This window comes from Rhodoferax sp. (assembly GCF_010365055.1).
Taxonomy (GTDB): domain Bacteria; phylum Pseudomonadota; class Gammaproteobacteria; order Burkholderiales; family Burkholderiaceae_C; genus Rhodoferax.
Genome location: NZ_JAAFHA010000102.1, coordinates 1 through 13,370 on the forward strand (window position 1 = coordinate 1; position 13,370 = coordinate 13,370).

Annotated in this window: 12 protein-coding genes and 2 pseudogenes; 9 read left to right on the plus strand and 5 right to left on the minus strand. The window is 59.8% G+C overall.

Going from position 1 to position 13,370, the window contains the following annotated elements; genetic code table 11:
• Positions 1 to 2,002 (plus strand): annotated as a pseudogene (locus tag GZ093_RS17440) (excinuclease ABC subunit A); the annotation flags it as partial.
• Between the two features lie 4 nt (positions 2,003 to 2,006).
• On the opposite strand, the gene GZ093_RS17445 reads toward GZ093_RS17440, so the two are convergent.
• The 5 genes from GZ093_RS17445 to hemB form a co-directional block, all read right to left on the minus strand.
• Entirely contained in the window at positions 2,007 to 2,627 is a 621-nt protein-coding gene (locus GZ093_RS17445) for a MarC family protein (protein WP_296488456.1), read from the minus strand.
• Positions 2,628 to 2,663: 36 nt separating this feature from the next.
• Complete coding sequence (locus tag GZ093_RS17450) at positions 2,664 to 3,365, minus strand: ProQ/FINO family protein (RefSeq protein ID WP_296488458.1); 702 nt, start codon at positions 3,363 to 3,365, stop codon at positions 2,664 to 2,666.
• Positions 3,366 to 3,431: 66 nt separating this feature from the next.
• Entirely contained in the window at positions 3,432 to 4,013 is a 582-nt protein-coding gene (locus GZ093_RS17455; protein ID WP_296488461.1) for a thioredoxin fold domain-containing protein, read from the minus strand.
• A 63-nt stretch (positions 4,014 to 4,076) separates the two neighbouring features.
• A complete protein-coding gene (locus GZ093_RS17460) occupies positions 4,077 to 5,183 on the minus strand; it encodes a magnesium transporter CorA family protein (RefSeq protein WP_296488478.1) in 1,107 nt (368 codons plus the stop codon).
• A gap of 185 nt (positions 5,184 to 5,368) precedes the next feature.
• Complete coding sequence (hemB, locus tag GZ093_RS17465; RefSeq protein WP_296488463.1) at positions 5,369 to 6,382, minus strand: porphobilinogen synthase; 1,014 nt, start codon at positions 6,380 to 6,382, stop codon at positions 5,369 to 5,371.
• A 282-nt stretch (positions 6,383 to 6,664) separates the two neighbouring features.
• Between hemB and GZ093_RS17470 the strand changes: the two are divergent.
• The 8 genes and pseudogenes from GZ093_RS17470 to GZ093_RS17505 form a co-directional block, all read left to right on the plus strand.
• Positions 6,665 to 6,763 (plus strand): annotated as a pseudogene (locus GZ093_RS17470) (CopD family protein); the annotation flags it as partial.
• A 52-nt stretch (positions 6,764 to 6,815) separates the two neighbouring features.
• Complete coding sequence (locus GZ093_RS17475; RefSeq protein WP_296488466.1) at positions 6,816 to 7,910, plus strand: VanZ family protein; 1,095 nt, start codon at positions 6,816 to 6,818, stop codon at positions 7,908 to 7,910.
• 10 nt (positions 7,911 to 7,920) lie between these two features.
• Positions 7,921 to 8,304, plus strand: coding sequence for a (2Fe-2S) ferredoxin domain-containing protein (locus GZ093_RS17480; protein WP_296488468.1), 384 nt, complete (start codon positions 7,921 to 7,923; stop codon positions 8,302 to 8,304).
• 117 nt (positions 8,305 to 8,421) lie between these two features.
• Positions 8,422 to 9,609, plus strand: coding sequence for a D-alanyl-D-alanine carboxypeptidase family protein (locus GZ093_RS17485; RefSeq protein ID WP_296488470.1), 1,188 nt, complete (start codon positions 8,422 to 8,424; stop codon positions 9,607 to 9,609).
• A gap of 187 nt (positions 9,610 to 9,796) precedes the next feature.
• Positions 9,797 to 10,174 carry a 30S ribosomal protein S12 gene (rpsL, locus tag GZ093_RS17490; protein WP_011466063.1) on the plus strand — a complete coding sequence of 126 codons (378 nt, stop codon included), beginning with the start codon at positions 9,797 to 9,799 and terminating at the stop codon, positions 10,172 to 10,174.
• Between the two features lie 149 nt (positions 10,175 to 10,323).
• Positions 10,324 to 10,797, plus strand: a complete 474-nt coding sequence (gene rpsG / locus GZ093_RS17495) for a 30S ribosomal protein S7 (RefSeq protein WP_296488472.1) — start codon at positions 10,324 to 10,326, stop codon at positions 10,795 to 10,797.
• A gap of 163 nt (positions 10,798 to 10,960) precedes the next feature.
• Positions 10,961 to 13,063, plus strand: a complete 2,103-nt coding sequence (fusA, locus tag GZ093_RS17500) for an elongation factor G (RefSeq protein WP_296488475.1) — start codon at positions 10,961 to 10,963, stop codon at positions 13,061 to 13,063.
• A 174-nt stretch (positions 13,064 to 13,237) separates the two neighbouring features.
• Positions 13,238 to 13,370, plus strand: a 133-nt coding sequence (locus GZ093_RS17505) for a GTP-binding protein (protein ID WP_296488481.1), incomplete at its 3' end; no start/stop codon positions are given.

Sequence of the window (13,370 nt, forward strand, 5' to 3'; positions counted from 1 at the left end):
TGTCCCCCGGCCCGGGCTGCGCCCGAGCCTCCGCCTTGACTTCGCTACGTCGGACACCCCACGCGCGCCGCTAGACGTTGTTGGAAAATCGGTTGAGGATTTGGCGCTTTACCCGAATGTCCCCGCCATCACCGAGCTGGCACGTTTGAGCGTGAGCGACCTGCGCCAGTGGGTTGAAGCGCTGCAGGCTCAGGGTCGCATGAGCCCGCGCGAAACCGAGATTGCGCGGGATCTGGTGCCCGAGATCAAGGGTCGGCTCGAGTTTCTGGAACAGGTGGGCCTGGGCTATCTCACGCTCGATCGCGGGGCGCCCACGCTCAGCGGGGGCGAGGCGCAGCGCATCCGGTTGGCGGCGCAACTCGGCAGCAACCTGCAGGGCGTGTGCTACGTGCTGGACGAGCCCACCATTGGCCTGCACCCGCGCGACAACCAGATATTGCTGGGTGCCCTGCAAAGCTTGAGTGACCAGGGCAACACGCTGGTGGTGGTGGAGCACGACGAAGACACCATCCGCTACGCCGACCACATCATCGACATTGGGCCGAGCGCGGGCAAACGGGGTGGGCGGCTGGTGGCCGAGGGCTCTGTGGCGGATATTCAGGGGGCTTTTGAGTCGCAAACGGGCAAGTATCTTTTGCACGCGATGAAGCATTCGCTGAAAGCGCGGCGTCTTGTTGTGGCACTCGCAGCGTCTAGAGCCGATTCGCCGGGCGCCTCAGAAGCAGGCTCAACATCGTTGCCCGGCAAACCGGCTCCAGCCGCGACACCGTTGGCTCGTGGTGCGAATTTGAGCGTTGCTGCATTGAGTGCCACGATCACAATGAATTTGGCAAAACCCCAAGTCCAGGGGTCGGATTCCATTTTCGTCCCCGCGCCTCCCAAGAAGAAAAAAGTCGCTTCGAAATTGGAATCTGACCCCAATTTCACGTCCCCCGAAGTGCAGCACTGGCTGACCGTCACGAACGCCACCCTGCACAACCTTCAAAACGTCACCGCCCAAGTCCCCTTGAGCCGACTCGTCGCCATCACAGGTGTCTCCGGCTCCGGCAAATCGACGCTGGCGCGCGATGTGTTGCTGGCCAACGTCCACACCGCCGTGCAAAAACGCGCTACCCGCGCCGGTCGCGACGCCTTGGACGCCGGTGAGCGAATCAGCTGGGTCGGATGCGCATCCGTCACCGGTTTCGAGTCGGTCGACCGCGTGCTCGAGGTCGACCAGACGCCCATCGGCAAAACCCCGCGTTCGTGCCCGGCCACCTACATCGGCTTCTGGGACATCATCCGCAAGCTGTTTGCCGACACGCTGGAGGCCAAGGCACGCGGCTACGCGGCCAATCGTTTCAGTTTCAACACGGGTGAGGGCCGCTGCGCCGGTTGTGAGGGGCAGGGCATACGCACCATCGCCATGAGCTTTCTGCCGGACGTCAAGGTGCTGTGCGAGACCTGCAAGGGCGCGCGCTTCAACCCGGAGACGCTGGCGGTCACCTGGCGCGGCAAAAACATTGGCGATGTGCTGCAAATGGAAGTGGATGAAGCGGTGCAATTTTTTGCCGCCATGCCCAACATCAGCCACCCGCTGCAATTGCTCAAAGACGTGGGGCTGGGTTATCTAACGTTGGGGCAACCCTCGCCCACGCTCAGCGGCGGCGAGGCGCAGCGCCTCAAGCTGGTGACCGAACTCAGCAAGGTGCGCGACGACATCACGCGGCGCGGTCAAAAAGCCCCGCACACCCTGTATGTACTGGACGAGCCCACCGTCGGCCTGCACATGGCGGACGTGGAAAAACTGATCAAGGTGCTGCACCGCCTGGTCGATGGTGGCCACAGCGTGGTCGTCATCGAACACGACCTGGACGTGATTGCCGAGGCCGATTGGGTGATTGACCTGGGGCCCGATGGCGGCAACGCCGGTGGCCGCGTGGTGGCGGCAACGACGCCGGAAGGGGTGGTGGCGCTGGGCACGCCCACCGGCGTGGCGCTGGCCGGCGTTCTGGCCCGGTAGCCGTCTACCGTCCCAGGATCGGGAACAGCTTGATCAATCCGTCGGACATGACCTCGACCGCCAGCGCCGCCAGGATCAAGCCCATCAGGCGCGTCATGACGTTGATGCCCGTTTTGCCCAGGCCGCGCGCAATCGGCTGGGCCAGCGAAAAGCACAGGGCGGTGACCAGCGCGATGACCACGCCGTAACCTATCAGCGTGCTCAGTTGCCAGAAGGTCTTGGCCTTTTCGGCGTAAATCACTACTGTGGACATGGTGGCCGGCCCGGTCAGCAGCGGAATGGTCAGCGGCACCACCGCAATGCTGGCGCGTGCGGCGGCGTCTTCCACTTCTTCCGAAGTGGTCTTGCTCTCCACTGGTCGTGCGTTGAGCATCGACAGCGCGGCGGTGAGCAACAGCAGGCCGCCACCGACCTGAAAGCTGGCCAGCGAGATGCCGAAAAAATTCAGGATGTGCAGGCCCATCAACGCGCAGGTGGCAATGACAACAAATGCGCTGAAGGACGAGATCCAGATCGTGCGCCGTTTTTGTTCACGCGTGAAATCGTGCGTGTAATGAATGAAAAACGGCACGATCGCCAGCGGATTGACAAGGGCCAGAAGGGTGACGAGGGGCTTGAAGTCCATGATTTTCTCGTGATTGTTTGGCCGCAAGGCGTAATGTCACCCGGGATCAGGCACTGGCTGGCTGGGCGCCTGATCCAAGGCCCGCATGACGTCGCGCGGGTCCATGCCGTACATGTCGGCAAACTCCTCGGGTGTCTTGCCGCTGCTGTTGAATGCAGTGCGTAAGGCCTCCTGCTTGGCCAGTTTCTGGTCCAGTTCGGCGAATGCTTGCTCCAGCAAGGCATTGGCGCCCTCGTCTTTCATTTGCACACGTGCGACATAGTCTTGCCGCGACAAGCCAGAGGCCTCAAACGCGGCGATCAATTGCGCGCGCAATTTCGGCCGCAAATCGGCCTGGCTGCGGCCTTGCCGACGTCGAAATAACTCCAGCAGGGCGAAGTAAATATGCTCCGGCGCAACCGGCTCCACGGCCGCGCCTTGCAGGTCATGGCGCGGCTTGCTGGCGGCCACACTCTGCAGATAACGGGTCGAGCGCGTGTGCTGGCCCAGTGCCAGCTTCAGGCTGTCGCGCTGAAATTGCTCGGGATGCAGGGCCAGCAGCTCCTGAAAAATACCGAGCTTGAGCGGCAGAAACTCGGCGCCAAACAGATGCGGGTAGAGTTCAAACAGCTTTTCCAGCACAGGCTGGACCGATGGCGAGCGTCCCGGCTTGCTCGCTTGTTCGCTCGGCGGCGCAGGCTGTGCCGCTGGCGTGGGAGTTGCTTCTTGAGTGGGTGCGTCTGAGGTGGTAGGGGTCATAGGATCAAGCGTTGGGTCAACCTGCCATTGTCGACCAAGTGGCTTGTCCTGGCTTGGCGCCTGCGTTCAGGGCGCATCCACGCCCAAAAATTCGCCCAGTTCGGTTGTGCTCATGGCCCCCTCCTGGCTCACGGTCTGCCCAGACTTCATGTTCCTAGCGACCATGAAGGGGACCGATTCGGCACCGAAGCTGTTCAATAGCTGCGTGTTGTTCTCGATCGCCTGTTCAATTTCCGGCGCGATGCTGCTGCTGGCCGCCATGCCGCCCTGTCCTGCCAGCAGCGACGTTTCATGCTCGGTCATCAACGCTGCCGGATTGGCCGCCGTCAGCAACGCTGCGCCCTGCGCCTTGCTGGTGGCGTTGATCATGCCGATCGGGATCCAGACAAATTTGACTTTGCGCTGCAGCGGTGCAGACGCGTTCCACAGGTGACCGCAGTGCGGGCACTGGGTGTCGAAAAAGACGTAAACCGTGTTGCTGCTCATCAGGGCCCCGACGCTGAAGCCTTTGGCCCCGGCGGCGATGGTCGGCAAGGACACTTCGCGCTTGCTGGCGGCAGCCGTGGTAGCGGCGTCCTTGGGTGAACAGCCGATGGTGCCCAGCGCCAAGAGCAGCAGGGAGGAAAAAAACAAGGGAAAAAGTCTCAAGGGATACCTCTTTGAACGTGACGGCGAACAACTGAACGGACAGCCTTTTCCGAGGCAGGCATCTTAACGTGCCGAGCGCTCCAGGTAGCGTTTGCGCCAGAAAAACACCACGAGGAGCACCGTGGTCAAGCCCATTGCGACCATCGCAAGCCAGAAGCCGTTGGACTGGTGGAGCAGCGGGATGAAGTCAAAGTTCATACCGAAAATGCCGGCAATCAGGTTCAGCGGCAAGAAGATGGCTGTCAGCACCGTGAGCGTGCGCATGATCTCGTTGGTGCGGTGGCTTTGGGCGTTGAAGTGCATCTGCACGGTGGCCTCGGCATTTTGCTCGAGCCGCCGCACGTGGTGCACCACGCGCTCAATGTGCTCCAGCACGTCGCGGCTGCGCACCAGCAGCAGTTCATGCTCGCGCTGGTTTAAGGGGGTGTCGGCCTCGGGCCAAGCTTTGAGGGACTCGATCCAGTCCTGCACGGCGCTGCGCTGGTCCTCGCAGATCTCGTCCAGATGGTGCAGCGACAGCCGGGCTCGGAGCAGGGCGCTCCAGTTGTTGAAGCGTGCTTTCGGGCTCAGCAACTCGATCTGCCAGTGGTCCAACTGGTGCGTGAGATCGCGCCGCAGGTCCAGGTAACTGTCCACCATCTGGTTGACGATGCGCAGCATCATGTCGGCCGGGTCGCTGGGCACCCCGCGCGCGCCTGCCGAGCGACTGTCCGGGCTGATGCTGCTGGCAGCGGGCGCCATGCTGCCCCCCGCTGCCAGCAAGCGCGCGGCGTAGGCGTCGCGCACCGTGAAGTCGGTCGGGTGGATCGTCAGCAGGACGCGGTCCAACACCACAAAGCCCACTGGGCTGGTGTCGATACGCCGCAAAATGGGCGGCCCGCCGCGCGCCGGCAGATAGGCCAGGGCCTGGCCTGCGGGCACAGAAGCGGCCTCTTTGCCGCCAGCTTCCAGGCGGCGAAACACCAGCAGGTCGTACTGCGATGTGAAGTCGTAGCGAGAGGGTAACTGCTGGTTCAGCAAGTCAGCGACGTGCAAATCGAGCAGTTGCGTGCCGGTGAGCGCTTGCAGGGTGGCCTGAAGCTGCGCCTGCAGCGCCTCGAACTGCGCGCGGGCGCAGGCGATCCAGAGGTAGCCGTGTTCTGGCAGGCGCACTTGCTGCAGTGCCGCCAAGGGGGTGAGTCCGGGCGTCGCATTGGCGCCAGCTGGCGCGGTTGACCTGGCGGCCTCCTGGTCGCCAGTCAGCGCGGTCTCACGCACGCTGCTGCCCTCAATGGTAAAAATTCGCAGGGACTGTTCCACCACGTTCTTTTATAAGAAATTGCCTCTAGACCTCGTCCTTGCTGTGTAATATGCTATTATTTTTGCAGCAAACGGGCGGCATCCCGGGCGAAGTAGGTGAGCACGCCATCGGCCCCGGCGCGCTTGAACGCGAGCAGGCTTTCCATCATGACGGCGTCGTGGTCGAGCCAGCCGTTTTGTGCGGCGGCCTTGAGCATGGCGTATTCGCCCGACACCTGGTAGGCAAAAGTGGGCACCTTGAACTCATCCTTGACGCGGCGCACCACGTCCAGATAGGGCATGCCGGGCTTGACCATGACCATGTCAGCGCCCTCGGCGATATCGAGCGCGATTTCGCGCAGGGCTTCGTTCGAGTTGCCCGGGTCCATCTGGTAGACCTTCTTGTTGCTGCGCCCGAGGTTGGCCGCCGAGCCTACGGCCTCGCGGAACGGGCCGTAAAACGCGGATGCGTACTTGGCGCTGTAGGCCATGATGCGGGTGTGGATGAAGTGATTGGCTTCCAGGGCCTGGCGAATGGCGCCGATGCGCCCGTCCATCATGTCGCTGGGAGCGACGATGTCAACGCCGGCCGCTGCATGGCAGAGCGCTTGCTTGACCAGCACTTCGACGGTTTCGTCGTTCATGATGTAGCCGTCTTCCAGCGGGTCGGGGCTGGGCAGGCCATCCTGGCCATGGCTGGTGAACGGGTCAAGCGCCACGTCCGTCATGACGCCCAGATCGGGGAATTCTTTTTTCAGGGCCCGCACCACGCGCGGCACCAGACCGTCGGGATTGAAGGCTTCGCGGCCATCGGGTGTTTTGAGCGACTGCTCAATCACCGGGAACAGGGCCATCACCGGAATACCCAGCTTGACGCATTCCTCGGCCACCGGCAGCAACAGGTCCAGGCTCAGGCGTTCCACGCCGGGCATGGACGACACCGCCTGGCGCTGCTGCTGGCCGTCGACGACAAAAATCGGGTAGATCAGGTCATGCGCGGTCAACACATGTTCACGTACTAGGTTGCGGGTGAAGCCGTCGCGGCGCAAGCGGCGCGGGCGACCCAAGGGGTAAGGTGCATAGGATGTCATGGACAAAAGTGTAAGGGTTCCAGGATTTTGGCCGCGCTGATTACAAAATATTTCATTTGCTGGCTTGAAACGGGGGTGGAATGTTGTTAAATTACGGCCGGGCAGTTCACTGCCTCCCGCTTTTCCTCCCTGAGCGGGGCCTTGATGTGTGACAGCAAATAGGCTTACCACCCCAGCCCTTGTGCTGGGGTTTTTTTTGTCGGGGGTTCATGCGCCTGAGCCGGGGACGGCTGCATTGCGTCGACCGACTGAAATGGCACCAGCCCTACTAAACTGCGCCCTATGCTCTGGATTCAATCGTTTCCTATTGTTTTTGTTGCCAGCTGGTTCGCCGGCCTGTTTTACCTGCCGCGCATCTTTGTCGACCTCGCCACGGTGCCATCATTGGACTTGCCGGTGTGTGCGGTGGTGACGAAGCCGTTCTGAGCCACAGATGCACAAGACCTCGGCCTGGCCCCTGGCCCTGGTGTACGTCGGGCTGATCTGTTACGCCAGCCTGTATCCCTTCTCCGACTGGCGCTACCAGGGCATCGTGCCCTGGGCTTACCTCAGCAGCCCGTGGCCCAAGTACTGGACTGGATTTGATGTCACGACCAATCTGCTGGGTTACCTGCCGCTTGGCTTCTTGCTGGCACTCAGTGCCTTGCGTAGCGGCCGCAGGCGCTTTGCCGTGCTGCTGGCCACGCTCGCAGCAGCCGTGCTGTCGCTGACGCTGGAGTCGCTGCAGAATTATTTGCCCCTGCGCGTGCCGTCGAATCTGGATTTGGGACTCAACGTGCTGGGTGCCTGGGTCGGTGCGCTGCTAGCCTGGAGCTTGGAAAAGCTGGGCGTCATTGCACGCTGGAGCATTTTCAGGGAGCGCTGGTTTGTGCCCGACGCCCGCGGCGGTCTCGTCTTGCTGGCCCTGTGGCCGGTCGCCTTGCTGTTCCCGGCCGCTGTGCCATTTGGCTTGGGGCAGGTGCTGGAACGACTGGAAGCGGCCTTGGCCGACGGCTTGGAGGGCACGCCTTGGCTCGATTGGCTGCCCGTGCGCGACATTGAATTGCAGCCTTTGGTGCCGGGTGCCGAACTGGTCTGCGTCATGCTGGGCCTGCTTATTCCCTGTCTGCTGGCCTATTGCATCGTCCGCGCGCCTGCGCGGCGCCTGTTGTTCGTGTTGCTGGTGTTTGCCTGCGGCATGGGTGTGACGGCGCTTTCGGCTGCGTTGAGTTATGGTCCGGAACACGCCTGGGCCTGGTTCAGCTTGCCGGTCAGGGCTGGCCTCGTTGCTGCGCTGGTGTTGGCCCTGCTATTGATCGGGGTGCCGCGGCGTGTGTGCGCGGCGTTGGTGTTGCTGGCGCTGGGCATCCACCTTGATTTGCTCAATCAGGCGCCGGCCAGCCCCTATTTTGCGCAAACCCTGTCGACGTGGGAGCAGGGGCGCTTTATTCGCTTTCATGGCCTGGCGCAGTGGCTGGGGTGGTTGTGGCCTTATGCAACGCTGGTCTATGTGCTGTTCCGGGTTTGGGTCAGAGATACAAAAAACTAGAATCAACGCCATGACTGAAACGAAACTCACCCAGGAGGCGGGCAACGGTCCTGCGCCCCAGCCGCTCAAATCCTACTACGAGCGGCATGTTTTCTTCTGCCTCAACGAAAGAAAGGAAGGAGAGGCCTGTTGTGCGCGCTACCAGGCGCAGCAGGCGTTCGATTACTGCAAGACGCAGGTCAAGGCGGCGGGACTGGCGGGTCCTGGCCAAGTCCGCGTGAACAAGGCCGGCTGCATGGACCGGTGTGCCGCCGGCCCCGTGCTGGTGGTTTACCCCGAAGCGGTTTGGTACACCTACCTGGACACAGCTGATATTGATGAAATCGTCGACTCGCACCTGAAGAAGGGCCAGGTGGTGGAGCGTCTGCTCGTCCCGCCGACGCTGGGGCGCTGATACTAATTTTTACGTTTTTTGTCTGTAGCACCCGTCTATACTACGACATAAGCTATTACATTTATAGCACTAATTCAAATTCGTCTTGCCGTCAAGCAAGATCGGCAAAACTATTCCATGATGAAAAAATTACTCTTGACCCTGGCTACTGCCATGTGTTTTTCGGTCGCGGCCCAAACGCCGCAAGCGCCTGAAATTGCGGCACGTTCCTATTTGCTGTTTGACGTCACGGCCAAGCAGTTCCTGGCAGAAAAGGACATTGACAGCCCGGTGGAGCAAGCGTCGTTGACCAAGCTGATGACGGCTTATGTTGTTTTTGATGCCCTGCGCAGCAAAAAGGTTGACCTCAAGCAGACCTTGCCGGTGAGCGAGCGCGCCTGGAAGATGCCGGGTTCCCGCATGTTCATCGATCCCAAGATGCAGGTGCCGGTGGAAGACTTGCTCAAAGGCATGATCGTGCAAAGCGGCAACGATGCCACCATGGCCTTGGCTGAAGGCGTTGGCGGCACGGCGGAGCAGTTTGTGCGGCTCATGAACGAACAAGCCAAGGCGCTGGGCATGAAGTCCACCAATTACAAGAATCCGGAAGGCCTGACCGAGCCGGGTCACACCACCACGGCTCGGGACCTGAGCATCCTGGCCACCCGCCTGATGCACGACTTTCCCGACGGCGTCGCCTATTACGCCATCAAGAAATACCGATACCCTGGCACCCCCGCGACCAACGACAGCAATCGCAACCTGCTGCTGTTTCGCGATCCGACCGTTGATGGTTTGAAGACCGGGCACACCGACGCTGCAGGCTATTGCCTGATCGCCACCGCCAAGCGCGAGGTCGTCGGCCTGGGTGCGCCGGGTGTCGCTGCCGGATCACCGGCCGCCATGGGAAGTCGGCGCCTGCTGGCGGTTGTGTTGGGTGCGGCCAGTGAGAATGCGCGCGCCAACGAGGCGCAGAAACTGCTCAATTGGGGTTACACCGCGTTTGAATCAGTCAAGCTGTTTGATGGCAACCAGGCGGTGGTGTCTCCGGCAGTCTGGAAAGGCAAAGCGGCAGTTGTCAAATTGGGCCGCCCAGAAGCGATTGTGGTGGCCGTCCCCGCAGGAACCGCGGGCAAGATCAAAACGCAGGTGCTGCGCGCCGACCCTCTGGTCGCCCCGTTCACCAAGGGTCAGCAAGTAGCCACGCTGAAAGTCACCAGTGGCGAGCAGACGCTGGCTGAGGTGCCGTTACTGGTCCTGGAGACCGTTGAGCAGGCTGGTGTTCTGGGTCGCGCTTGGGATGCACTGCGCTTGTGGATCAAGTAGTGGGAGCCTCCGGCGCATTGGGTGCCACCCACTGCGCCGGAGTGCCAAGGCTGCAAAAATCATTGCGGGCGGGCGCTTGACCTGCTATAGTTGAAAGCTTTTCGGAATTTCCGAAGGGTTTCACGTTTTCAAAGTATTTAAGTCTTAGCTGCAACTGCAGCTATCAAACGTTGAGGGACGTTTTTCAATGCCAACCATTAATCAGCTAGTTCGTCAGGGGCGCGAGGTCGAAACGATCAAGTCCAAAAGCCCGGCGATGCAAAATTCTCCGCAGCGTCGCGGTGTCTGCACCCGTGTGTACACCACAACGCCCAAGAAGCCTAACTCGGCTCTGCGTAAAGTCGCCAAAGTGCGCCTGACCAACGGATTTGAAGTTATTTCCTACATTGGCGGTGAAGGCCACAACCTGCAGGAACACAGCGTGGTGCTGGTTCGCGGCGGTCGTGTCAAGGATCTGCCGGGTGTGCGTTACCACATCGTGCGTGGCTCGCTCGACTTGCAAGGCGTGAAAGACCGCAAGCAGTCGCGCTCCAAGTACGGTGCCAAGAAGCCAAAAGCCAAATAAGCTTTTCGCTTTTTCAAAATCGAAGGTGTTGTCTCCCGCGTGGCGCGGTGATGCAACGTAGTGACCCGCTATTGGGTCGAGTAAGTAAAAACCAACATGGTTTTTGCGGTGTCTGAACAAGACGCCAACTGAAGCAAAGAGGTGAAAAAATGCCACGTCGTCGCGAAGTCCCTAAACGTGAAATTCTGCCGGATCCTAAGTTCGGCAATGTCGAGTTGTCCAAATTCATGAACGTGATCATGGAGGGCGGCAAAAAAGCGGTTGCCGAGCGCATCATTTATGGCGCGTTGGAGCAGATCGAGAAGAAAAACCCGGGTAAAGACCCGGTTGAAGCCTTCACCATGGCCATCAACAACGTCAAGCCGATGGTTGAAGTGAAGTCCCGCCGCGTGGGTGGTTCCAACTACCAGGTGCCAGTTGAAGTTCGCCCGGTTCGCCGTCTGGCCCTGTCCATGCGCTGGATCAAGGAAGCTGCCCGCAAACGCGGTGAAAAATCCATGGCATTGCGCCTGGCCAATGAACTCATGGAAGCCACCGAAGGTCGGGGCGGCGCCATGAAAAAGCGTGATGAAGTTCACCGCATGGCAGAGGCCAACAAGGCTTTCTCTCACTTCCGTTTCTAAGACGGCTACTGCGCAGCTTTCTCGTACTGTCACCATTTTCTGCCGCGCCAGGTGCGCGATGTCAAGAATTGCAGATGGCTTGAAAGTCGCTCACTACGCCGCAAGGACCAAAAGTCGTTGCGGCTTAGTAGTTTGAAATACACAGATCAACCAAGGATCCATCATGGCTCGCCATACCCCCATTGAGCGCTACCGCAATATCGGTATTTCAGCTCACATTGACGCCGGGAAAACAACCACCACCGAGCGCATTCTTTTTTATACCGGTATCAATCACAAAATTGGCGAGGTGCATGATGGCGCCGCCACCATGGACTGGATGGAGCAGGAGCAAGAGCGTGGCATCACGATCACGTCGGCGGCTACCACCTGCTTCTGGAAAGGCATGGAAAACAACTTTCCCGAGCACCGCATCAATATTATCGATACCCCTGGACACGTCGATTTCACGATTGAGGTCGAGCGCTCCATGCGCGTGCTTGACGGTGCCTGCATGGTGTACTGCGCCGTGGGTGGTGTGCAGCCGCAGTCGGAAACGGTGTGGCGTCAGGCCAACAAGTACAAAGTGCCGCGTTTGGCCTTTGTCAACAAGATGGACCGTACCGGGGCCAACTTTTTCAAGGTTGTCGACCAGATGAAGCTGCGTCTGAAAGCCACTCCGATTCCGATCGTGATTCCGATTGGCGCTGAAGAGCACTTCATCGGCGTGGTGGACCTGATCAAAATGAAAGCCATCATCTGGGACGAAGCCTCCCAGGGCATGAAGTTTGAATACAAGGAAATCCCTGAGGAGTTGCTTGCCTCGGCCAAGGAATGGCGCGAGAAAATGGTCGAAGCGGCGGCAGAGTCGTCGGAGGAATTCATGAACAAGTACCTGGAAGAAGGTGACTTGACGGAAGATGAAATCAAGCTCGGTATCCGCACCCGCACCATCGCCAGCGAAATTCAGCCCATGTTCTGTGGCACGGCCTTTAAGAACAAGGGTGTGCAGCGCATGCTGGACGCCATTATTGAGTTCATGCCGGCGCCGGTTGACATTCCGCCAGTGAAGGGCACCGACGAAGACGAGTTGCCGATCACCCGCCAGGCTGACGACAAAGAGAAGTTCTCTGCGCTGGCCTTTAAGTTGATGACAGACCCGTTTGTTGGGCAGTTGACTTTTGTTCGCGTCTACTCTGGCGTGCTGAACAAGGGCGACAGCGTCTACAACCCCATTCGCGGCAAAAAGGAGCGAATTGGACGGATTGTGCAAATGCACGCCAACAATCGCCAGGAAGTGAGCGAAATTGTCGCGGGCGATATCGCCGCTTGCGTTGGTCTGAAAGACGTGACGACCGGCGAGACATTGTGCGATCCCAATGCCATCATCATGCTCGAGCGCATGGTGTTCCCAGAGCCTGTGATTACGCAGGCGGTGGAGCCCAAGACCAAGGTTGACCAGGAAAAGATGGGTATCGCCTTGCAGCGGCTGGCGGCAGAAGATCCTTCATTCCGGGTCAAGACCGACGAAGAGTCCGGTCAGACCCTGATTGCCGGCATGGGCGAGTTGCATCTCGAAATCATTGTGGACCGCATGAAGCGCGAATTTGGCGTGGAAGCGAATGTGGGCAAACCGCAAGTGGCCTACCGCGAAACCATTCGCAAGACGGTTGAAGACGCCGAAGGCAAGTTCGTTCGTCAGTCGGGCGGTAAGGGTCAATACGGTCACGTGGTGCTCAAGATTGAGCCCAACGAACCCGGCAAGGGCATTCAGTTCGTCGACGCCATCAAGGGCGGCGTTGTGCCGCGGGAATTTATCCCTGCGGTCGAAAAAGGCATCAATGAAGCGGTGACCTCGGGCGTGTTGGCGGGTTACCCAGTGGTGGATGTGAAGGTCACCCTGCATTTCGGCTCTTACCACGACGTGGACTCGAACGAAAACGCCTTCAAAATGGCCGCCATCTTTGGTTTCAAAGAGGGGTGTCGCAAGGCGGGTCCGGTGATTCTGGAGCCCATGATGGCTGTGGAAGTCGAAACGCCAGAAGACTATGCCGGCAACGTGATGGGCGATTTGTCCTCACGTCGCGGCATGGTGCAAGGCATGGAGGACATGGTCGGCGGTGGTAAGGCCATCAAAGCGGAAGTGCCCTTGTCTGAAATGTTCGGCTACTCGACCACGCTGCGCTCCATGTCACAAGGCCGTGCGACCTACACCATGGAATTTAAGCATTACACCGAAGCGCCGCGTAACGTGTCCGAAGCCATCATGGCGGCAAGGGCTAAGTAGCCCATAGCTTTGCGGGACAGACCGCAGCTTCGCGAAACGAGCTGGCTTTGTCCCCAACTGATTAGAAACTGTCTGCGATTTCGCACCCCGAGCTGCCCGTGGCAAGGGATTCCGTGACGAACTGCAAACATTAAACCAATTCACGGGTATTGCTCTTTACTAAGGATTTGAAAAATGGGAAAAGAAAAATTTTTGCGTAGCAAGCCGCACGTTAACGTCGGCACCATCGGCCACGTCGACCACGGCAAGACCACCCTGACGGCGGCCATCACCAGCGTGCTGGCGGCCAAATTTGGCGGCACCGCCA

What these genes read in the sequence shown, in the direction of transcription:
- GZ093_RS17445 (WP_296488456.1), bottom strand. Translation starts at nt 2,627, where the DNA reads ATGGACTTCAAGCCCCTCGTCACCCTTCTGGCCCTTGTCAATCCGCTG.
- GZ093_RS17450 (WP_296488458.1), bottom strand. Translation starts at nt 3,365, where the DNA reads ATGACCCCTACCACCTCAGACGCACCCACTCAAGAAGCAACTCCCACG.
- hemB (WP_296488463.1), bottom strand. Translation starts at nt 6,382, where the DNA reads ATGACATCCTATGCACCTTACCCCTTGGGTCGCCCGCGCCGCTTGCGC.
- GZ093_RS17475 (WP_296488466.1), top strand. Translation starts at nt 6,816, where the DNA reads ATGCACAAGACCTCGGCCTGGCCCCTGGCCCTGGTGTACGTCGGGCTG.
- GZ093_RS17480 (WP_296488468.1), top strand. Translation starts at nt 7,921, where the DNA reads ATGACTGAAACGAAACTCACCCAGGAGGCGGGCAACGGTCCTGCGCCC.
- GZ093_RS17485 (WP_296488470.1), top strand. Translation starts at nt 8,422, where the DNA reads ATGATGAAAAAATTACTCTTGACCCTGGCTACTGCCATGTGTTTTTCG.
- rpsL (WP_011466063.1), top strand. Translation starts at nt 9,797, where the DNA reads ATGCCAACCATTAATCAGCTAGTTCGTCAGGGGCGCGAGGTCGAAACG.
- rpsG (WP_296488472.1), top strand. Translation starts at nt 10,324, where the DNA reads ATGCCACGTCGTCGCGAAGTCCCTAAACGTGAAATTCTGCCGGATCCT.
- fusA (WP_296488475.1), top strand. Translation starts at nt 10,961, where the DNA reads ATGGCTCGCCATACCCCCATTGAGCGCTACCGCAATATCGGTATTTCA.